This is a genomic window from Simiduia sp. 21SJ11W-1 (assembly GCF_024138675.1).
GTDB lineage: Bacteria > Pseudomonadota > Gammaproteobacteria > Pseudomonadales > Cellvibrionaceae > Simiduia.
In genome coordinates, this window is sequence record NZ_CP090959.1 from 3,484,201 (window position 1) to 3,503,657 (window position 19,457).

The following is a 19,457-nucleotide window of genomic DNA, read 5'->3' on the forward strand; positions in this document are numbered from 1 at the left end:
CAGATTCCTCAGAGGCGCGGAACGGGCGCTCAAATGAACGACAACAGCTGCAACACTGAAACGACTAACGGCCGGAGCTTGGATATCCGGCCGTGCAGTCAGATCTGAAAGTATGCTAATTCCAGAAAGGAATCAGTAACTTAGTACATCCGCTGAAATTTGCGGTTTTCGCGAGACAGCTTCTTGGCGTGACGCTTTACAGCGGCCGCAGCTTCGCGCTTACGTACTGTAGTGGGCTTTTCGTAGAACTCGCGACGACGTACTTCAGCCAGGATACCGGCTTTTTCACATGAACGCTTGAAGCGACGCAGAGCCACATCAAAGGGCTCGTTTTCTTTAATTTTTACTGAAGGCATTTCATTACCTGACTGTTTAAAATCTCTATCGGGCCCTGCCAATGCAGACCCGATTCCAAGGGGCGCAGATTCTATACAGATAAATCTGCAACATCAAGCCAATTCCACCAGCTATTTTAGACCCTAAGCTGGCATCTGGGGGGCGGCGACTTTATCATGCCCGCCCAGTGTTCAACATCAGTATTTAGCCCTATGCGCGTTTTAGGTATTGAAACCTCCTGTGACGAAACCGGCATCGCCCTCTACGACACAGAGCGCGGCCTGCTGGCCGATGCCCTTTATAGCCAGATTGCCGTGCACAGCGAGTACGGCGGCGTGGTGCCGGAGCTGGCCTCGCGCGATCACGTGCGCAAAACCCTGCCGTTGATCCAACAGGTGCTGGATGAAGCCGGCATCAGCCGAGCCGAGCTGGACGCCGTGGCCTATACCGCAGGCCCGGGCCTGATTGGCGCATTGATGGTGGGCGCAGGCATAGGCCGGGCCATGGCCTACGCCCTGGGTATACCCGCCATTGGCGTGCACCACATGGAGGGCCACCTGCTGGCGCCCATGCTGGAAGACAACCCGCCAGCCTTTCCCTTTGTGGCGCTCTTGGTATCGGGCGGCCACACCCAGCTTGTGAAGGTTGAAGCCATTGGCCAATACGCGCTGCTGGGCGAATCGCTGGACGACGCCGCGGGCGAAGCCTTCGACAAGACCGCCAAGATGATGGACCTCGACTACCCGGGCGGCCCGCACATCGCGCGCCTGGCGGAATCTGGCACGCCCGGGCGCTTTACCTTCCCGCGCCCGATGACCGATCGCCCGGGCCTTGATTTCAGCTTCAGCGGCTTGAAAACCTACACCCTTAATACGGTAACCGAGCAGGCCCGCGACAACGGCCTGCCCGATGATCAAACCTGCGCCGATATCGCCCTGGCCTTTCAAGAGGCAGTGGTGGGCACGCTAGTGATCAAATGCCGTCGCGCACTCAAGCAAACGGGCTACAAGCGTCTGGTGATTGCCGGTGGCGTGTCGGCCAATAAATCCCTGCGTGAACAACTGGAGGCGCAGCTTGCTAAAATTGGCGCCAGCGTATTTTATGCGCGCAAAGAATTCTGCACCGATAACGGCGCCATGATTGCCTACGCCGGCGCCCAGCGCCTGCTGGCCGGTCAGCAGGCAGGGCTTGCCATAGACGTTACCCCGCGCTGGCCCATGGACCAGCTCACCGGCATTTAATGAGCGGCCATTAATGAACAGCGATCGCATTTACATTGAAGGGCTGCGCACCGAAACGGTGATTGGCGTGTACGACTGGGAGCGCAGCCTGCGCCAGGAGCTGGTGTTCGATGTGTGCCTGGCCACCGACATCCGCCCGGCAGCGAAGGCCGACGACATCACCCAAACCCTCGACTACAAAAAAATCAGCGACCGCATCATTGCCTTCACCGAGGCCACCGATCACCAGCTGATTGAAACCCTGGCCGAGCAAGTGGCCAGCCTTATTCAGGCGGAATTTGGCGTGCACTGGCTGAGCCTCAAGCTCTCTAAACCCGGCGCCCTGCCGCGCGCGCGCAACGTGGCCGTGTACATCGAGCGCGGCACAACCCCATCATGACAGACATCTTTCTGGGCCTGGGCAGCAACACCCAAAAGCACACACACCTCTGCAACGGCCTGGACGCCCTGGCCGAAACCTTTGGCCAATTGCGTATCTCTTCTGTGTATGAAAGCTTGCCCGTGGGTTTTGACGGCCGCAATTTCTACAACCTAGTGGTAGCGGCGCGCACCTCGCTTTCGCTTTCAGAGGTGTCACAGCGGCTGAAACAAATTGAAGACGACAACGGCCGGCTGCGCGACGGGCCCAAGTTCAGCCCGCGCACGCTCGATATAGACATCCTCACCTACGGCGAGCTAACGGGCAGCCACCAGGGCATTGAACTGCCGCGCGATGAAATTTTGTATAACGCCTTTGTGTTGCAACCGCTGGCGGAACTCGCGCCCGAGCAAACCCTGCCCGGAAGCCAACGCACCTATGCCCAGCTCTGGGCCGAATACGACAAATCCAAACAACAGCTGTGGCCGGTGAGTTTTATCTGGCGTGGACGCAACCTGTGCGGCGCCATTGCCGTTCCCTGATACACTAGGATAATCCAAAATTCAGGGATATTGCAGGATGCTACGACTCCCCCAACTGTTCAGCAAAATCCAACAGGGGCCAAACTCTCTGGCCAACCACTGGCACTATAGCAGTGCACGCCTGGCAGCGATCTGGGCCAAGCTTTCGCTCGCGCAAAAACTGTATGCCTGTACGTTTCTGGCGCTGCCGCTGTCGCTCACTCTCAGCACCCTGATTGCACTGGCTGCGCTGGCGGTGGATTTTTGGCCGCGCATTGCCGATGCCTGGCACTCGTTATTGGGCAAGGCCATTATCTTGTTGTTTTACGCCATCGTGGCCAATTTTGCCCTGGCCCTATCGGCCAGTGTGGTCAACGAGGTAACCGGGCTACCCGCAACGGCATTCCCCTATGCGCACAATGCCGCCATCCTGTTGAATGTCCCGGTATTTGCCTTTGGCATCAGCCTGATTGCCCTTGTCGTACTGCAACTGTTGCTGCCCTTTTACATACTGCTGCTGCTGGCCCTGCGGGCACTGGGGTTCCATCAGGCGCGCATTTTGCGCAGCAACCATTTCCCCATCATCACGCTGGTAGTGCGCTTTTGCCTGTGCTTATTGGTGACGGTACAAGGTGTGAATGCCATCAACGATACCAGCGACGATGAACATGGCGACAAAGCCGCCCTCCTATATCCGCAGTCCCTGCCCGAGGATGTCATCGCACCCCGCGCCGGCGGCTATAGCATTAACGTTAAACAGTTTGTGGCCTATTTTATCTTTCACATCGAGGCCAACCAGCGCTCGCGCTGCCAACTGGCACCCGACACCCGGGCAGTGGAAATCAACGATTACCAGTATGTGGCCATCGCTCGGGACCGGAGCCAACCATTTGGTTTCTCTTATACTGTGCAAGCCTGTCACTCACCGGGCATCAGCCTGCCTGAACCGCCGCCTTTAGCTCGCCAATAGCATGCACGCGCTGCTTGTTGATCGCATCCCCCAAGGCCTTTCCCGCAATTCCCTGGGCAATAAGCGTTTGCGATTGCACTTGGGCGCACGCGGCCTGCGCGGCCTGCAGGTACGCGGCCTGCGGGTAGGGTTTATCTTCAAAGCCCGTGCGCCCACGGGCATCTGCCATGCACGCCAGGGTAAACAGCCTCACCCGCTCGGGGCGCCGGAAGGCATCCAGTTTTTGCAGCATTTTTAATAGGGTTGCGGGCTTGAGCTCAAAGGCGCGATGGCAGTTCAAATGCTGCTCACACACCAAAACCGCAAGCTCGCGGTGCTCTTTGGGCACCCCCATGCGCTCACACACAGCCTTTACCAAGGGCACGCCGCGGGTTTCGTGCATCAGGTGGCGCGGCCATTCGCTCTTGGGCGTCACGCCCTTGCCCAAATCGTGCACCAGGGTGGCAAAGCGCAGGCGTACATCGTCACTCAACGCAACCGCTTGCTGCAGGCTCATAAGGGTGTGCACGCCTGTGTCTACCTCGGGGTGATATTCCGGGCGCTGGGGCACGCCCCATAGGCAGTCTAGCTCGGGCATGATGCGCGCCAGCGCACCACAGGCGCGCAACACCTCAATAAACACTTCGGGGTTGGGCTCACCAAGTGCGCGCTCCAATTCTTTCCATACCCGCTCGGCCACCAGGTGATCTACCTCACCTTCGCTCACCATGGTGCGCATCAACGCGAGGGTTTCTTCAGCCACGGTAAAGCCCAGGCGATGGTAGCGGGCGGCAAAGCGGGCGATGCGCAAAATGCGCACGGGATCTTCGGCAAAGGCGGGCGAGACATGGCGCAATTTTTTTGCCGCCAGGTCGCGCTGGCCGCCGTAGGGGTCTATCACTTCACCGGCGTCGGTTTGTGCCATGGCGTTGATGGTGAGGTCGCGCCGGATTAAATCCTGCTCAAGCGTAACAGAGGGATCTGTGTGAAAGGTAAAGCCTGCATAGCCGTGGCCGGATTTGCGCTCGGTGCGTGCCAGCGCATATTCCTCTTTGGTTTTGGGGTGTAAAAACACCGGGAAATCTTTGCCCACAGGCTCAAAGCCCTGGGCGCGCATCTGCTCCGGTGTGGCGCCCACCACCACCCAGTCGCATTCATCGTAAGGCACGCCCAACAGGCGATCGCGCACAGCGCCGCCCACCAAATACACTTTCACAATTGCTTCCCGCGTTAATGTCCAAAACGCAAGGATACCCCATTCACGGGCAGCCCACTTACAACCAGCGGCTGTTGCTGGAAAACTGCGGGCGCAGGTATTCCATTTGGTCGCCCCGGATGCGCTCGCTGTTTACCAATGCCAGGTACTCGGCGTTATTGGGGCGGTAAGGTAAGGCGATGAGCGGCATGTCGATTTCACTCAACAGGAAATTACCCTTGTGTTGATTGCAGCGCTTACAGGCGGCCACCACATTTTCCCAGCGGTCGCGCCCGCCGCGGCTGGTTGGGTGTACGTGATCGCGCGAGAGGTTTAAAAAATTAAAGTGCTTGCCGCAGTAGAGGCAGCGGTAGTCGTCGCGCCGGAACAAGGCGCGGTTAGTGAGCGGCGGCACCAGGCGCATGGGCGCCATGTGCGCACCGCCGCAGGCGATGATCGACGGCAACTGCACGCGGCTCACAAGGCCCGTAAAGCGCGAGCGCCCGCCACGCACCTGGCGCACCACGCCGCCCAGGCTCCACTTCACAAGATCGCGGGCATACAGGCACACGGCCTCCTGCCAGTGAATCCACTCGATGGGTTGGCCGGCCAGATTTAACCGCAGAATGCGTGCCTCAGACATATGCGCTCTCCCTGTAATGAACGGTGCGATACAGCCAAAAAGGTATGTTGAAAACAGCGGCAAGCAAGCGATAACGCCTGCAGGTATAGGGGGGTTTGACGGGTGTGGGTGAAAACGTGAAGGTGAGGAGTCCAAGGGCCGGCGCGGCGGGCGGCAGGGGCTTGTCACTTGGGCGGCAAGTGCGCTGGTAGAAGGCCATGTCCTCCTTGGGTTAATGCATCCAGTGTATGAAATCTGATCACCGGGTCAACCCTTTTTAGCGCACTAAAAAGTCATGTTTATGACACCACAAACTAAAACGCCGCAGCACGAATGCTGCGGCGTTTACAGGATGACCCTAAATCCGTTCGGGTAGTATGCGGCATCGTTCCGTCTAACTCCCTGCCATCGTCCCTGATATGTGTCCTTACGGGGCGCATTCTCTGGGTATTTGCAACGGGCGAATAGTCGCCAATGGCGGCAATGCGTGTAAGCCTTTTCCTACAAGGCCACTATTTTGTGCGCGGCGTCACAGGCGGCTTTTGAAGTTCTTCCTGTAATTCGGCGTGCTCCTGCATGGCTTCGCGGTCGCGCTGCTCGCGAATCAGCCAGCCTTGCTTGCGCACTATGTGTTGAATCAACACCTCTTGGTCGAAGGGGCTCAGGGCGATGAAGTTTGTTCGTACATAGTGGCCGGCATCGGTTGTCTCACAATCGAGCACCCGCCCGTAGGTGGCAATGTGATTGCCCTCCGGGCGCAACACCAGATCAAGGCTCAGGATTTTGCCGGCCGGTACATGTTCATCGGCAACAAAAGCCATACCACAGGCGCTGATATTCACTTCGCGCACCTTGTGGGCAATATCGCGCACCAGGCGGCTGTCTAGCTCCAGTTGCGCCACTATGCAGTTAATTTTTTTGTTGAGCGTGCCCAGCAACTGCGCCAACACCTCAGATTCCACCTGCGGCAATAATTGCTCGATGGTGGATTCATAGTGCGACAAGAGGCTCAGGGTATCCATGGGCTCGCTGTCGCGCTCTTGCCGGCTATTGGCCTCGGCTTCGGTCAACACGCGATAGGCCACCCCCACGCGGTCGTTAATGCGGAAAAAACGGCGCCGCTCGCTCATTAAAATACCTCGTTAGGGTCTAGGTCGAACAAATACTCCGGGTCTAGATCCAGATCGCGCAAAATGTCTTGCCCCTCTTCTTTGAGCACTTCGATGTCGGCCTCGGAAATGTTTGAATCCAGCCCCTGCTGAATCACAATTTCCACACGCCGGTTGCGCGCGCGGTTATCTGAACTGTCGTTGGGCACCAGCGGTTTGGTTTCAGCAAAGCCCGATACCTGAAACCTGCGCGGGTTGATTTCATTGTCGCGCATCAGCTCTTGGGCTACCGATACCGCGCGGCTGGAGGAAAGCTCCCAATTTGAACGAAAGCGCGCCGTGGCAATGGGGATGTTATCTGTGTGGCCCTGCACTTCTATTTTGCCGGGCTTGGCGCGCAGTACGGCGCGGATTTCTTCCATCACATCGGCGTAGTTGCCCACAAGCTCGGCCGAGCCCGAGCGGAAGGAACCTTTTTCACGGATGCGGATAATAATCTTGCGGCCCTGGAATTCAATTTCAATTTCACCCGCCACAATTTGATCGTGCAACGATTGCGCAAGCTCCACCGCATCTTGCTCGGTTTGCTCAATCATCTCCTCAAGCTTTTCTTTCAATCGGGCTTTAACGCCGGCCTCGTTGTTGATGTCGCCCTGCTCAACTTCGTACTCCTCGGTACACTGCACCTCCAGGCTGCTCTCGGTGTTGTCGTCGGTTTTTTGCCAAATTTCGTTGATGGGTGTGGGGTTTGGGGTGCCGGGGCTGAACTCTTGGGCAATCACACTGGTGCCCTTGGGTACATCCACCACATTGAGTTTGTTTTGCACGCCAAAGGCCTGCGCCATAGAGCCCGCTAAGCGCTTGAATTTCATGGCGTCCATTTCGGAGAAAGACAACAACAGCACAAAGAAGCACATCAGCAGTGCCATCAGGTCTGCGAAGGTGCCCATATAGGCCGGCAACCCCGGCGGCGGGCATTTACACTCGTGCTCTTCGTCGGCCACAGCCTCTGCCCCTTAGCCCGCGTCTGCCGCTTCGCGTTTGCCTTCAGGCAGGTAGGTGCGCAGCATAGAGTCGATCACCCGCGGGTTCTGGCCGCCCTGAATCGCCAGCAGCGCATCAATGACCAGGCTTTTGGTGAGTGCCTCTTCACCGGCACGCAGCTTGAGTTTGTCGCCAAGGGGGCCAAACAGGCCGTTGGCCATGATGGCGCCATAAAGTGTGGTGAGCAGTGCCACGGCCATGGCCGGGCCAATGGATTTCGGGTCGTCCATGTTTGACAGCATGGCCACCAACCCCACCAGTGTGCCAATCATCCCCATGGCCGGCGCCGTTTCTGCCATGGCTGAAAAGATGGCCGCACCCAACTCGTGGCGCTCTACTGCCAGCGCCTTGTCTTTCGAGAGCAGGGTTTTCACCACTTCCGGGTCGTGGCCGTCTACCAACAACTGGATGCCCTTTTGCAAAAAGGAATTACTGACCTCTTTGCCCTCAAGGCTCAACAGCCCGCCTTTGCGCGCGGCATCGGCCAGCTCCACAATTTCGGCAATCAGGTCTACCGGATCGCTGCTTTTGAACATAAAGCTCTTGCCGGCAATCTTCATGGCCGAGAGGTAGTGGGCCAGGCCAAATTTGATCATTACCGCAAACGTCGAACCGCCCACCACAATCACAAAAGAGGGCGCATCGGCAAACATTTCCAGATTACCGGCCATGAGCATGGCGGTAAGAATCAGGCCGATGGTACCCACCAACCCAATGAGCGTGGCTAAATCCACAAAGTACTCCTTAATTCCCTCAATGCAGCACACCCTTGCGGGCATCTCTCTGGTTATCGTCCGGCACCCGGGTTTCTAAACCGGGGGCCACAAAATGAGTTTAGTTAGGAATACGGGTTTAGCATGGATTTGCCGCAAGAATGCCGAGCCCTGCACAGATTGACCGGCCTGCACCCCTCGTATAGGGTTGCGGCTTTTCACACAGAGGTGGTGCAGAATGTGCCGCCTGCGAAGGAGCACCCCATGGCCACCCGCAAAAAAGCCCAAGACTTCGAACAATCACTGGCAGCGCTGGAAGCGCTGGTGGCACGCATGGAGGAAGGCGACCTGTCGCTGGAGGAATCTTTGAAGGCCTTTGAAGAAGGCGTGCAGCTTACCCGCGAATGCCAGGCCCGCCTGCAGGCAGCCGAACAGCGGGTTAACCTGCTGCTGGAAAAAAACGGCGAACTGAGCCTTGAGCCGCTAGACCAGCCCGAGCAGGACGCCTAGCCCATGCATCCAGAGCTTTTGGCTTTCAGCCACCAGGTGAGGCAGTCGGTGGATGCGCGCCTGCAAGAGGCACTGGCGCACTTTGCAGGCGAGGGCGCACAACTGCGTGACGCCATGGCCTATAGCCTCACCAATGGCGGCAAGCGAGTGCGCCCGCTACTGGTGTACGCCGCCGCACAGGCAGTGGCAGCGGGCCGGCCGGATGGCCTCGACTGGCCGGCAGCCGCCGTGGAGGCCATTCACGCCTACAGCCTGATTCACGACGACCTGCCCGCCATGGACGACGACAACCTGCGCCGGGGCAAGCCCACTACCCACATTGCCTTTGATGAAGCCAGCGCCATATTGGCCGGTGATGCACTGCAGGCGCTGGCCTTCGAACTCTTGGTGCAAAGCCCTCTGGGCGCCGCCGAGCAACTGGCCATGGTGCAGTGCCTGGCCAAGGCCAGCGGCGCGCGGGGCATGGTGCTGGGCCAGGCCATAGATCTTGCAGCGGTGGATAAACAACTCAGCATCGGCGCACTAGAGGCCATGCACCAATACAAAACCGGCGCACTGATTGCCGCAGCCGTGGAGCTGGGCGCGCTGGCAGGCGGCGCCACAGAGGCCCAGCGCCAGGCGCTCGGGCTCTATGCCCGGGCCATTGGCCTGGCCTTCCAGGTGCAAGACGACATTCTGGATGTGATCTCCGATACCGAAACCCTGGGCAAACAACAAGGTGCCGACCAGCAGCACAACAAGCCCACCTATGTGTCGCTACTCGGCCTTGAAGCCGCCCAAAACAAGGCCCGCGCACTGCACCAGCAGGCGCACGAGGCCCTGGCAGGTTTCGGGCCCCAGGCCAATTACCTGCGTCAACTGGCCGATTACATCATTGAGCGGCGCGCGTAAAAGGCCACGCTGGCGCCGGAATTGGCGCTAGTCATTTGAGGGTTCGGCGCCTAAAATGGCCGATCCGGTGAATCACACCCGCACAGATACCAGCAACGCCATGTTTAATGAAATACCCCGCCAGCGCCCAGCCACCCCCCTGCTCGACCGCATCGATACGCCGGCCGACCTGCGTGCGCTGGAGGTAAGCCAGCTGCCGCAAGTGGCAGAAGAGCTGCGCCACTTTTTGCTCTACAGCGTGGGGCAAACCGGCGGGCATTTTGGCGCGGGCCTGGGCGTGGTAGAGCTGACTGTGGCGCTGCACTATGTGTATCAAACGCCCGACGACAAACTGGTATGGGATGTAGGCCATCAAACCTACCCGCACAAAATTCTTACCGGCCGGCGCGAGCAAATGCTGAGCATGCGCCAAAAAGGCGGCCTGGCTGGTTTCCCCAAGCGCTCCGAAAGCCCCTACGACACCTTTGGCGTGGGCCACTCCAGCACGTCTATTTCGGCTGCACTCGGCATGGCACTGGGCCACGAGATGGCAGACCTGCCGCACAAAACTGTGGCTATCATCGGCGATGGCGCCATGACTGCCGGCATGGCCTTTGAAGCACTTACCCACGCCGCCCACACAGAAACCGACATGCTGGTTATTTTGAACGACAACAACATGTCGATTTCAAAAAACGTGGGCGGCCTGGCCACCTACTTCTCGCGCATCTGGGCCAGCAAAACCTACAACGCCCTGCGCGAGGGCAGCCGCAAGGTGCTTTCCAAAATTCCATCGGCCTGGGAGCTGGCGCGCAAAACCGAAGAACACATGAAGGGCATGGTGTCGCCGGGCACCCTGTTTGAGGAGCTGGGCTTTAATTACGTGGGCCCCATAGACGGCCACGACACCGAGCGCCTGGTGCGCTATTTGGGCAACCTGCGCGATATCAAGGGCCCGAAGCTTTTGCATATCATCACCCAAAAAGGCCGCGGCTTCGGGCCTGCCGAGGCAGATCCGGTGGGTTATCACGCGCTCAATAAAATTGAGCCCAAAGCGCCCGTGCAGGATGCCAGCGCAATTAAAAAGCCCAAGTACCAGGAAATTTTTGGCCGCTGGCTGTGCGACACCGCAGCCCAAGACAGCCGGTTGGTGGGCATTACACCGGCCATGTGTGAAGGCTCCGGCATGGTGGAGTTTGCAAGCCGCTTCCCCGAGCGCTTCCACGATGTGGCCATTGCCGAGCAGCACGCGGTAACGCTGGCGGCGGGCCTGGCCTGCGAAGGCCAAAAACCCGTGGTGGCCATTTACTCCACCTTTTTGCAGCGCGCCTACGATCAATTGGTGCACGATGTGGCCATTCAAAACCTGGATGTCACCTTCGGCATCGACCGCGCGGGCCTGGTGGGCGAAGACGGCCCCACCCACGCCGGCGCCTTCGATTTAAGCTTCATGCGCTGCATTCCCAACATGATCATTGCCGCCCCCTCCGATGAAAACGAGTGCCGCGCCCTGCTCACCAGCGCCTACCAGTACGAGGGCCCGGCCGCCGTGCGCTACCCGCGCGGCACAGGCACAGGCGCTGCGGTAAACGAGCAGCTGGCGCCGCTGCCCATCGGCGTTGCCCGCCAGGTGAAACCCGGAGCCCAGGTGGCCATTTTGTGCTTTGGCACCCTGCTTGGCGCCGCGCAACTGGCGGCCGACGAAATCAACGCCACCCTCATCGACATGCGCTGGGTGAAACCGCTGGACGAAACAATCATCAGCGAACTGGCCGCCAGCCATCAATTGCTGGTGACGCTGGAAGAAAATACCCTGGCAGGCGGCGCGGGTTCTGCGGTGGCGGAATACCTCAACAGCCAGGGCATATTGGTACCCCTGCTGCAACTGGGCCTGCCAGATGCCTACATAGAACACGCCAAGCAGGCGGAAATGTTGTCTGCGGCGGGCCTTGATAGCGCCCAGATTTTAGCGCGGATTCAACAGCGGCTGGCGCAACTTCCGCTGCCCAACGCCGCCAACGGTTAAGTGATGCAGCGCGCCTCGGTTTACGTATTTATGGCCGCCGCGGCGGCCGTTTTTACCCTCGGCAAATGCACCAGCGGGCCTGCGCCTGCAGAGCAAGCCGCGGAATCCGAAGCCAGCAAACGCTACGCAGAATTAAAAGCCGAGCGCTTGGCACGCCAGGGCGAGAGTGCCGACTACGACGCCACGCTCGTTAGCCTCAATGCCCTTGGCATTGCTGACACCAACCTCTACGAGTGCGTAAAACAGCGCGTGGCCCGTGCGCTCTCGCACACCGAGGCCAAAGCCCTCAGCCAACCCACAGACTTGCGCACGCTGGCGTGCAAAAATTCCGGCATACGCAGCCTTCAGGGCCTTGAGCACTTCACCCACCTGGAAGAATTAGACCTTTCTGGCAATCGCATTGCAGAGGTGAGCCCGCTGGGTAAACTTTACCAATTGCGCGAACTTAAATTAAAAAACAATAAAGTGGCGAGCATTTGGCCACTGTTAAATCTCGACAAGCTCACCAAGCTCGATTTGCGGGGCAACCCGGTGAGTGACCTGCATTTGCTGGGCGGCTTTGGCCAACTGCAACAGCTGAGTTTTCGCCTTACCAGTAAAGACCGCTGTGATTACCTGGCAGATATCAAGCGCGCGCTGCGCCACAGCCAGGTAAGGCTGAATGTGCCAAGCAGGTGTGTGGATGAATTTGGCGAACCCGCCTCAATCAGCGAGTTTGAATAAGCGCCGTTGCCTAGCGGGGCGCGTCTAGGGGCAGCTGGCTCGCGCCGAACCAGTAGTCCATTGTGTGGGTTAACTTTTGTTTGAGCTCGGCCAAACCCACGGGTTTGATGAGGTAACCGCTTGCGCCGGCGCGGAAACTTTGGCGAATATCCTGCGGGTTATCTGAGGTGGATAGCATCACCGCCGGTGCCAGTATCTCCGCCCCTTTTGCCCAGCGCAGAAACGCAATGCCATTCATGCCCGGCAAATTGACATCCACCAGTATCAACGCCACCGGCATAGTGTCGCCTTGCAAATAACGCTGGGCAGATTCTGCACTTGCCACGCGCACCAGCTCAAGGACATGGGCCTTGAGTACTGTTTGGATAAGCAACGCGTGATCGTCGTTATCTTCTATCAATAAAATGCGCTGGGCCTCTGTATTCATCCTCTACCTTGCGGTGTGTGGTTTATCACATCTGGCAACTGATGCGGTTTTTGCCCTCGCCCTTGGCTTGGTAGAGCAGGGCATCGGCCTTTTTCAGCAATTGCTGCGGCGATTCGCCGGCACTTGGCACCAGCCCGCAACTTACCGACAGGGTAATTTTTTTGCTTTCGTGCTGCACCGGGTGTTGCGCTAAAAATTCCGTGAAGCGCAACAAACACTGGCGGGCATCTTTTGGATCGGTTTTCGGAAACACCATGAGGAATTCATCGCCACCCAGGCGCGCGGCCAGGTCGCCATCGCGCAACACTGATGTCATGGCGTGCGCAATGTGTTTTATGGCTGCATCACCAAGCGGGTGGCCGTGGTTATCGTTCAGTTGCTTGAGCTCATCCATGTCGATCAGCGCACAACTGAAGGTACTGCCGTAGCGGTTAAGTTCAGTGATTAACCGGTTGAGTTCACGCATGGCAAAGCGGCGGTTGTAGAGCCCGGTAAGCGAATCGTGCCAGGATTCTTCAATAAGCTGGTTGAGAATATCCTGCCTATCCAGCGCGTGGCGAATAACGCGCTTGAGAATATTCGGCGTCAGCTCACCCTTTGACACAAAGTCTGCCGCGCCTTTTTGCATCAGCTTGGAATCTATGTGCTCATCTTCCATTACCGTTACCACCACCACTGGCACACCGGTAAACCAGCCCAGCATATTTTCACTGGTGCCGTCGGCAAGCAAATAGTCGAGCAGCACCAAATCAAAGGGCGGATTGGATGCCAACTGCTGTTTCACTTCATCTCGGTGTTGGCACTGGGTCAACTTGAAAGTCAATCCGGTTTTATTTAACAGCGACCGCATGATCAACTGATGATCTTCGGAATCCTCCACATGCAAAATGTGCAGGCCTTGTTTGTCACTTGATTTTGCTGGCACTCAACTACTCCTTTAGATTGGGTAATTCGATGTAAAACCGCGTACCTTCACCCAATGTACTCTCCAACCAGATGCGCCCCTGATGCCGCTCGACCACGGCCTCGCAAATTGCCAGGCCCAAACCGGAACCCGGGGTTTTCCTGCTGTCGCGACGCATAAATAACTGAAACACTTTTTCTTGCCACTCCGTCTCAATGCCGATGCCGTTATCGCTCACCTGAATCGAGGTTTGCCCGCGGTGATTGGTGGTACACGCCACCGTGACCTTGAGCGGGCGATCGATGTCGCGGTAATTGATGGCGTTTTGCAGCAAGTTGTTAAACAACTGCATGATCAAGGTGCGCAGCCCCCAGAAGCCATCGCCCAGCGCCTCTAGCTGCAGCCGGGCACCCACGGCGTCGAAGGCCGCTTTGTGGGTGGCCTGCACATCATCGAGCAGTGACGCCCAATCGATATACTCCAAGGGCAACACCTGGTGCGATACCCGCGACAGCGCCAGTAAATCCTGCAGCAGCTGCTCCATTTGACGGCTGTTAGCCGTAATGCGCCCGAGCAGCTGTCGCGCCTCTGGATCATCAGCCACAGCAGGCTGCAGGGCCAACACCTCGGAGAGGCCGGTAATGGCCACCAGCGGCGACTTCAAGTCATGGGATACGGCATACACGAACTGCTCCAGATCACGGGTTTTACGCCGGAGAAGATCCTCCTGACGCTTGCGCTCGGTTACATCAACCAACGCATACACTGTATAGATTAGTCCGTTTAGCGGCGCTTGCCGCTGGCTGAGCTCCACCGGGCACTGAACCCCTTCAAGGCTCCTGCAATTCACCACCTGGCCTTGCTGGCCAATCAGTTGGGCGGCCTTGGCGGGCAGAAACTCATCCATGGGTCGCTGCAACAAGGCCGATTCAGGCCCGCCCAGCAACGCCACCGCCTGCTGGTTGCACAGTTCAATGCGCCCGCCAGGATCTACCACCACCAAGGCTGTGGGCGCTGCATCAGCCATATGGCGAAACTTTTCAGACAGCGCCAGCTGGCGCGCCATGCGATCGGCGTGGGCCTGGGCTGCGCGACGGTGGCCCGCAAGCGTCAGCGCGATGATGAACAGTAACAAGCTCCCCACCAGACCCGCCGCCAACACCCAGGCCGCGCCGTAATCGCGCTGCTGGCCGTCAAACAAAGGCGTCGCCTGCACATCCAGACGCCAGGCCCGCCCGCCCATCTCCATGGTTACCGCTGCTGTGTACCTGCCAGGGGCGGAAGACATGCCTGGGCTTGAGTCGTAGAGCAAGGCGCCGCTCGGTTGATCGGTTATACGAAAGTGCAGTGTGTTTGGCTTTCCCTCGGTAATGGCGGCCAGTAGCCGCCCCATGCGAAAGGGGGCGTACACAAACCCCTGAATGCTTTGGGCTCGCAGCACTTGGCTGCCCGGGTCTTCACGGGTGCGGTACACGGGCACATACATCAGAAAGCCCGCCTGTACATCCTCATCGGTTTCCTGCACCAGGGTCACGTGGCCTGACACACTGGCCTGGCCTGTGTCTCTGGCACGGGCAATGGCCTCGCGTCGCACGGGCTCCGAGAACATGTCGTAACCGAAGGCGCGCTGGTTGCGCCAGGTAAAGGGCTCAAGATAGGTGACGGGGGTATAGAAAGCGCGCTGGCCGGCCGGGGCAATGGCAAAGCGTGCAAAACCCTCGGCAGTAATGGCCGCCTCAAATGCCGGCTTATCGTCGCGGGCAAGGTAGGCTGCATAGCCAATACCCTGAATGCCCGGGTAGTGGCGATCCAGCGCAAGGGTGCCTACAAACAGGCGCCACTCGCTGCGGGTGACATTTTCCGAGGCGTAGAAGAGCCCAACGCCTGCACGCAACAGGCCGCTGTAAATGAGCAGCTGGTGCTGGATATCCAACCTCAGCAGCTCTACTTGGCGCTCAAACTGGGCCTGGCCCGTTTTACGGGCTTGCTGGTCGGTGACGTAGGCGGCAAAGAAACTGACTGAGATGGAAATCAGCAGCACCAGCCAGGCGGGTTTGGCAGAAAGCGGCAATCCCAAAGCTGCACTCCAATTGCGAATCGGGCAAAGGCTGCAGTAAATCTAGTTCAAGATTGGGGTAGCCGTTCGGGCATTCAGCCAAAACGGCGCGGGAATGGCTTTTTGTCGCTTGATCAGTCGTCTTGCTGGTCGTTAAACAAGTGGCCGAGCTTGCCCTTTTTGGTTTCGAGATAGCGCAAATTGTGCGGGTTGCGGCCAGTCTGGTGCGACAACCGCTCCACCACGGGAATACCCAAATCCTGAAAGGCTTTAACCTTGCGCGGGTTGTTGGTCATCAAGCGGATGCGCTCGATTGCCAGGTGTTCGAGCATGGGCTTCAGAATGGAGTAGTCGCGCATGTCAGCACCGAAGCCGAGCGCCTCGTTGGCCTCTACGGTATCGGCGCCGCAATCTTGCAATTTGTAGGCACGAATTTTATTGAGCAGGCCAATGCCACGGCCTTCCTGGCGCAAATAGAAAATCGCGCCGCGGCCGGTTTGGGCAATCTTGTGCATGGCGGCCTGCAGCTGGGCACCACAATCGCAGCGCAAACTGAACAGGGCATCGCCCGTTAAACACTCGGAGTGAATTCGCGCCAGCACCGGCTCTTCACCGCGCACGTCGCCCATGGTGAGCACCAGGTGCTCTTTGTTGTTGTCTGGGTCTTCAAACCCGTGCATGTCGAACGTGCCCCAGGGCGTGGGCAAGCGCGAAGACTCAATGTAGCGAATGGTCACTCGAAAACCTCTTTGTTAGAGCGCACTACAGGCGCGACCGGATCACCAGCACGCCTTGCTCTTGATTCATATCCACCTTCTGGAGAAAGCTGTTGCCGAGCAACACCATCTCGGGAAAATTCCCTTCCAGCACCACCGCCGGCACCTGGTACACCACCACGCCACCCACACCCACAGATTCGAGCATGACCTGCCAACTGGTGGCGCGCCCAGAGGCGGTACTGACCTGCCCGCGCTGGCCTTCGGTATAGCGCACACCCAGGGCTTTGGCGTGCTGCTCGCTCATGGCCACGCTGGTGGCGCCGGTATCCACCATCATTTGCATGGGCCGGCTGTTAATCGCGCCCTCGGCCCAGTAATGGCCGCCGCGGCCGCGGGCCAGGCGTACTTCGGCTTTTTTGGGTGGCGCAAAGCTGCCACTGATGCGCCGGCTTAAGGTGATCTTCAACTCTTGGCCACGGTAGCGCACGCGGGCAAATTTGCTGGTGCCCTCCACCAACGTTACCCCTTCGGGGCTGGTTTGGCCTTCTTTTAAAATGCGGGTATTGCCGTCTATGGCGAGCACTGCACTGCCTTTGAGCAAGCCCTGGGCCTGAATATCCAGCGCAGAGGCCGGTTGCACCCACAACCAGAACAGTGCTACCAGCCAAAGCCTTACCACGGCCACACCCACAGGGTCAGTTGCAGTACCGCCAAGGCCATCAGGCCCGCCAGCACATCATCGAGCATCACACCCAGGCCACCCTTGAGGCGCCGGTCGGCCCAGCCAATGGGCCAGGGCTTGGCAATATCAAACAGGCGAAACAGCACAAAGCCGTACAGCCACCAGCCAAGGCTCATGGGCACCCAGAGCAGTGCAATCCAAAGGCCTACAAATTCATCCCACACAATGGCGCCGTGATCACTCACGCCCAGCCACCGGCCGGCGTAATCGCACACATACACACCCAGTGCAAAGGCCGCCACAATCACGAGGCTTACCCCCCAGGTGGGCAGGTAGGCCTGCAGCAGCCACGCCAGCGGCAAGGCCGCCAGGGTGCCGAAGGTACCGGGCGCCTTGGGCGCCAGCCCACTGCCAAAACCCAGCGCCAACAACAGGCGCGGCTCGGCCAGCATCTGGCCGATACCGGGCAGCGCTTTAGGCCCGGTCGAAGTGGCTGTAGCCACGTCGGCTTGGCTCATAGGGCTCTCCGTCCAGCAGGCAGGTGACATCGCCGCCTTTTACAATTTCGCCAATGGCCGTGGCATTTAATTTTCCGTCTGCTATGAGCTGCTCTACCTTGGCCATTTTCGCCTGCGGCACGGTAAAACACAGCTGGTAGTCATCGCCACCGCCGAGCGCCCAATTGGCAATTTGCTCGGCCTCGGCCACCTTGTTCAGCGCCGTGGAAACCGGCACCCGCTCTATGTCGACTTTTGCCCCTACACCGCTCTCTTCACAAATGTGGCCAAGGTCTGCCAGCAGGCCATCGGATACATCAATGGCGCAGTGGGTAATGCCGCGCAACAATTTGGCCTCTTTTAAACGTGGCACAGGCCGGTAGTAGTGCTGCATAAAATAACTGAAGGCCGATTTACCCACGCTCAATTCCTGGCGAATTACCGCGAGTGCGGCTGCCGCATTGCCCAGCTGGTCGGTTACGTAAATCACATCGCCCACGCGCGCATTGCCGCGCATGAATGCGTAATCCTGCTCAACCGCGCCGTGCACCTGAATGGTGATTGCCAGCGGCCCGCGCGTGGTGTCGCCACCTACCAACGCAATGTTGTATTGGTCGGCACAGGCAAAAAGCCCGCGGGAGAAGCCCTCCAGCCATTGTTCATCGGCCTTGGGCATGGTTAAACCCAAGGTGAACCACAAAGGCTCGGCGCCCATGGCCGCAAGATCGCTGAGATTAACGCGCAGGGCGCGCTCGGCAATCAGCTCCGGGTCTGCATTGCGGGGAAAGTGAATGCCACCAACAAGGGTGTCCATTGAAACTGCCAGCACTTTGTTTTCCGGCACGCTGAGCAAGGCGCAATCGTCGCCAATGCCCATGTTCACGCCAAAGGCGCGCGCCGATTGAAAAAAGTACCGCTTGATGAGTTCAAATTCACTCAACGCCATAAGGAAATTCCTGCCTTTAAATTAACAACCCTGTTCAGTGTAGCGCTAGCGCTTGGCCTTGCGCTCTGCTTGCACTTCCAGCGCTCGCAGTGAAGCGGCCAATTGATCGAGTACGGCGTTAATAAATTTGTGCGCATCGGTTGCGCCAAATTTTTTCGCCAGGGCCACGCTTTCGTTAATCACCACCTTGTAGGGCACGTCAATTCGGTGCTTCATTTCATAGGTAGACAAACGCAGCAGCGCCCGGGTAATCGGGTCTAACTCGTCGTTGTTGCGGCCCTGCAAAAAGGGTGAGTAGGCGGCCTCTAACTCATCGAGTTTGGCGGGCACCTGGTGCAGCAACTCCTGAAAATAAGGCACGTCTACCTTGGTCATGTCGTTATCAGTGCGGAACTCAGCCTCAATGGCATTGAGCGAACTGCCTGCCATTTGCCACTGATACAAGCCCTGCATGGCGTAGTGACGCGCCTGCCGACGGCCCGATGCGGATACGTTCATCAGTTATACCTTTGCCAACAGCGAAACCATTTCCAGCGCCGTGTGGGTTGCTTCCACACCCTTGTTGCCGGCTTTGGTGCCAGAGCGCTCTATGGCCTGCTCGATTGAATCAACGGTGAGCACGCCAAAGGTGATGGGCACGCCACTGGCCATAGAGGCCTGTGCCAAGCCTTTGGTGCACTCGCCAGCCACGTATTCAAAATGGGGCGTGCCGCCGCGAATAACCGCACCCAAAGCGATGATGGCGTCGAACTTGCCGGTGCCGGCAAGCTTTTGGGCCACTAACGGGAATTCGAAGGCGCCTGGGGCGTAGTAGATGGTGATGTCTTCATCTTTAATACCGTGACGGCGCAGGGTGTCGAGTGCGCCGTCTTTCAGGCTTTCTACAACAAAGCTGTTCCAACGGCTAACGATCAGCGCGTACTTGCCTTTGCACTGGGTGAAATCGCCCTCTACGACTTTGATATTGCTCATGGTCTTTCCTGTTTGTTCAATTTTAAATACGGGTGAA

23 protein-coding genes are annotated in these 19,457 nt (G+C 58.3%); 8 read left to right on the forward strand and 15 right to left on the reverse strand.

Going from position 1 to position 19,457, the window contains the following annotated elements:
- Positions 1 to 140 precede the first annotated feature (140 nt).
- Positions 141 to 356 (reverse strand): 30S ribosomal protein S21, encoded by a 216-nt coding sequence (gene rpsU / locus L1F30_RS15275; RefSeq protein ID WP_253357466.1) that lies wholly within the window; start codon positions 354 to 356, stop codon positions 141 to 143.
- A gap of 192 nt (positions 357 to 548) precedes the next feature.
- On the opposite strand from rpsU, the gene tsaD reads away from it, so the two are divergent.
- From tsaD to L1F30_RS15295, 4 genes are read left to right on the forward strand one after another with little or no spacing between them, the layout of a single operon-like run.
- Entirely contained in the window at positions 549 to 1,577 is a 1,029-nt protein-coding gene (tsaD, locus tag L1F30_RS15280) for a tRNA (adenosine(37)-N6)-threonylcarbamoyltransferase complex transferase subunit TsaD (protein ID WP_253357468.1), read from the forward strand.
- 13 nt (positions 1,578 to 1,590) lie between these two features.
- Entirely contained in the window at positions 1,591 to 1,956 is a 366-nt protein-coding gene (gene folB / locus L1F30_RS15285; protein ID WP_253357470.1) for a dihydroneopterin aldolase, read from the forward strand.
- Positions 1,953 to 2,477, forward strand: a complete 525-nt coding sequence (folK, locus tag L1F30_RS15290) for a 2-amino-4-hydroxy-6-hydroxymethyldihydropteridine diphosphokinase (protein ID WP_253357472.1) — start codon at positions 1,953 to 1,955, stop codon at positions 2,475 to 2,477. The genes folB and folK overlap by 4 nt, the downstream gene beginning before the upstream one ends.
- A gap of 37 nt (positions 2,478 to 2,514) precedes the next feature.
- Entirely contained in the window at positions 2,515 to 3,426 is a 912-nt protein-coding gene (locus L1F30_RS15295) for a hypothetical protein (RefSeq protein WP_253357474.1), read from the forward strand.
- Here the strand turns inward: L1F30_RS15295 and L1F30_RS15300 are convergent.
- The 5 genes from L1F30_RS15300 to pomA all read right to left on the reverse strand — a co-directional run bounded on the left by L1F30_RS15300 (position 3,389) and on the right by pomA (position 8,109).
- The gene (locus tag L1F30_RS15300; RefSeq protein ID WP_253357476.1) at positions 3,389 to 4,621 is read right to left on the reverse strand and encodes a multifunctional CCA addition/repair protein; all 1,233 of its coding nucleotides are present in this window, start codon (positions 4,619 to 4,621) and stop codon (positions 3,389 to 3,391) included. The genes L1F30_RS15295 and L1F30_RS15300 overlap by 38 nt on opposite strands.
- Positions 4,622 to 4,679: 58 nt before the next feature.
- On the reverse strand, positions 4,680 to 5,243 hold the full coding sequence (locus L1F30_RS15305; RefSeq protein ID WP_253357478.1) for an HNH endonuclease: 564 nt from the start codon (positions 5,241 to 5,243) through the stop codon (positions 4,680 to 4,682).
- Positions 5,244 to 5,734: 491 nt separating this feature from the next.
- The gene (locus tag L1F30_RS15310) at positions 5,735 to 6,352 is read right to left on the reverse strand and encodes a PilZ domain-containing protein (RefSeq protein ID WP_253357480.1); all 618 of its coding nucleotides are present in this window, start codon (positions 6,350 to 6,352) and stop codon (positions 5,735 to 5,737) included.
- Positions 6,352 to 7,335 carry a flagellar motor protein MotB gene (locus L1F30_RS15315; protein WP_253357482.1) on the reverse strand — a complete coding sequence of 328 codons (984 nt, stop codon included), beginning with the start codon at positions 7,333 to 7,335 and terminating at the stop codon, positions 6,352 to 6,354. Before L1F30_RS15315 ends, L1F30_RS15310 begins: the two co-directional genes overlap by 1 nt.
- Positions 7,336 to 7,347: 12 nt before the next feature.
- Positions 7,348 to 8,109 carry a flagellar motor protein PomA gene (gene pomA, locus L1F30_RS15320; protein ID WP_253357484.1) on the reverse strand — a complete coding sequence of 254 codons (762 nt, stop codon included), beginning with the start codon at positions 8,107 to 8,109 and terminating at the stop codon, positions 7,348 to 7,350.
- Positions 8,110 to 8,352: 243 nt separating this feature from the next.
- Here pomA and L1F30_RS15325 point away from each other — a divergent pair, with 243 nt between their 5' ends.
- From L1F30_RS15325 to L1F30_RS15340, 4 genes are all read left to right on the forward strand, one after another.
- Complete coding sequence (locus tag L1F30_RS15325; protein WP_253357486.1) at positions 8,353 to 8,598, forward strand: exodeoxyribonuclease VII small subunit; 246 nt, start codon at positions 8,353 to 8,355, stop codon at positions 8,596 to 8,598.
- Between the two features lie 3 nt (positions 8,599 to 8,601).
- The gene (locus L1F30_RS15330; protein WP_253357488.1) at positions 8,602 to 9,489 is read left to right on the forward strand and encodes a polyprenyl synthetase family protein; all 888 of its coding nucleotides are present in this window, start codon (positions 8,602 to 8,604) and stop codon (positions 9,487 to 9,489) included.
- A gap of 100 nt (positions 9,490 to 9,589) precedes the next feature.
- Positions 9,590 to 11,494, forward strand: coding sequence for a 1-deoxy-D-xylulose-5-phosphate synthase (gene dxs, locus L1F30_RS15335; RefSeq protein WP_253361847.1), 1,905 nt, complete (start codon positions 9,590 to 9,592; stop codon positions 11,492 to 11,494).
- Between the two features lie 3 nt (positions 11,495 to 11,497).
- Positions 11,498 to 12,217 carry a leucine-rich repeat domain-containing protein gene (locus L1F30_RS15340; protein WP_253357490.1) on the forward strand — a complete coding sequence of 240 codons (720 nt, stop codon included), beginning with the start codon at positions 11,498 to 11,500 and terminating at the stop codon, positions 12,215 to 12,217.
- A 10-nt stretch (positions 12,218 to 12,227) separates the two neighbouring features.
- On the opposite strand, the gene L1F30_RS15345 is transcribed toward L1F30_RS15340, so the two are convergent.
- From L1F30_RS15345 to ribE, 9 genes are all read right to left on the reverse strand, one after another.
- Positions 12,228 to 12,644: a response regulator gene (locus L1F30_RS15345; RefSeq protein ID WP_253357492.1), complete on the reverse strand. Its 417-nt coding sequence runs from the start codon at positions 12,642 to 12,644 to the stop codon at positions 12,228 to 12,230.
- A gap of 25 nt (positions 12,645 to 12,669) precedes the next feature.
- Complete coding sequence (locus L1F30_RS15350; protein ID WP_253357494.1) at positions 12,670 to 13,569, reverse strand: diguanylate cyclase response regulator; 900 nt, start codon at positions 13,567 to 13,569, stop codon at positions 12,670 to 12,672.
- Between the two features lie 4 nt (positions 13,570 to 13,573).
- The gene (locus tag L1F30_RS15355; protein ID WP_253357496.1) at positions 13,574 to 15,625 is read right to left on the reverse strand and encodes a CHASE domain-containing protein; all 2,052 of its coding nucleotides are present in this window, start codon (positions 15,623 to 15,625) and stop codon (positions 13,574 to 13,576) included.
- Between the two features lie 113 nt (positions 15,626 to 15,738).
- A complete protein-coding gene (gene ribA, locus L1F30_RS15360) occupies positions 15,739 to 16,341 on the reverse strand; it encodes a GTP cyclohydrolase II (RefSeq protein WP_253357498.1) in 603 nt (200 codons plus the stop codon).
- Between the two features lie 25 nt (positions 16,342 to 16,366).
- Positions 16,367 to 17,002, reverse strand: a complete 636-nt coding sequence (locus L1F30_RS15365) for a TIGR02281 family clan AA aspartic protease (protein ID WP_253357500.1) — start codon at positions 17,000 to 17,002, stop codon at positions 16,367 to 16,369.
- The gene (locus tag L1F30_RS15370; protein WP_253357502.1) at positions 16,996 to 17,523 is read right to left on the reverse strand and encodes a phosphatidylglycerophosphatase A; all 528 of its coding nucleotides are present in this window, start codon (positions 17,521 to 17,523) and stop codon (positions 16,996 to 16,998) included. The genes L1F30_RS15365 and L1F30_RS15370 overlap by 7 nt, the downstream gene beginning before the upstream one ends.
- Complete coding sequence (gene thiL, locus L1F30_RS15375; RefSeq protein WP_253357504.1) at positions 17,480 to 18,448, reverse strand: thiamine-phosphate kinase; 969 nt, start codon at positions 18,446 to 18,448, stop codon at positions 17,480 to 17,482. The genes L1F30_RS15370 and thiL overlap by 44 nt, the downstream gene beginning before the upstream one ends.
- A gap of 45 nt (positions 18,449 to 18,493) precedes the next feature.
- Positions 18,494 to 18,946 (reverse strand): transcription antitermination factor NusB, encoded by a 453-nt coding sequence (gene nusB, locus L1F30_RS15380; protein ID WP_253357513.1) that lies wholly within the window; start codon positions 18,944 to 18,946, stop codon positions 18,494 to 18,496.
- 3 nt (positions 18,947 to 18,949) lie between these two features.
- Positions 18,950 to 19,420: a 6,7-dimethyl-8-ribityllumazine synthase gene (gene ribE / locus L1F30_RS15385; protein ID WP_253357515.1), complete on the reverse strand. Its 471-nt coding sequence runs from the start codon at positions 19,418 to 19,420 to the stop codon at positions 18,950 to 18,952.
- Positions 19,421 to 19,457: the final 37 nt, after the last annotated feature.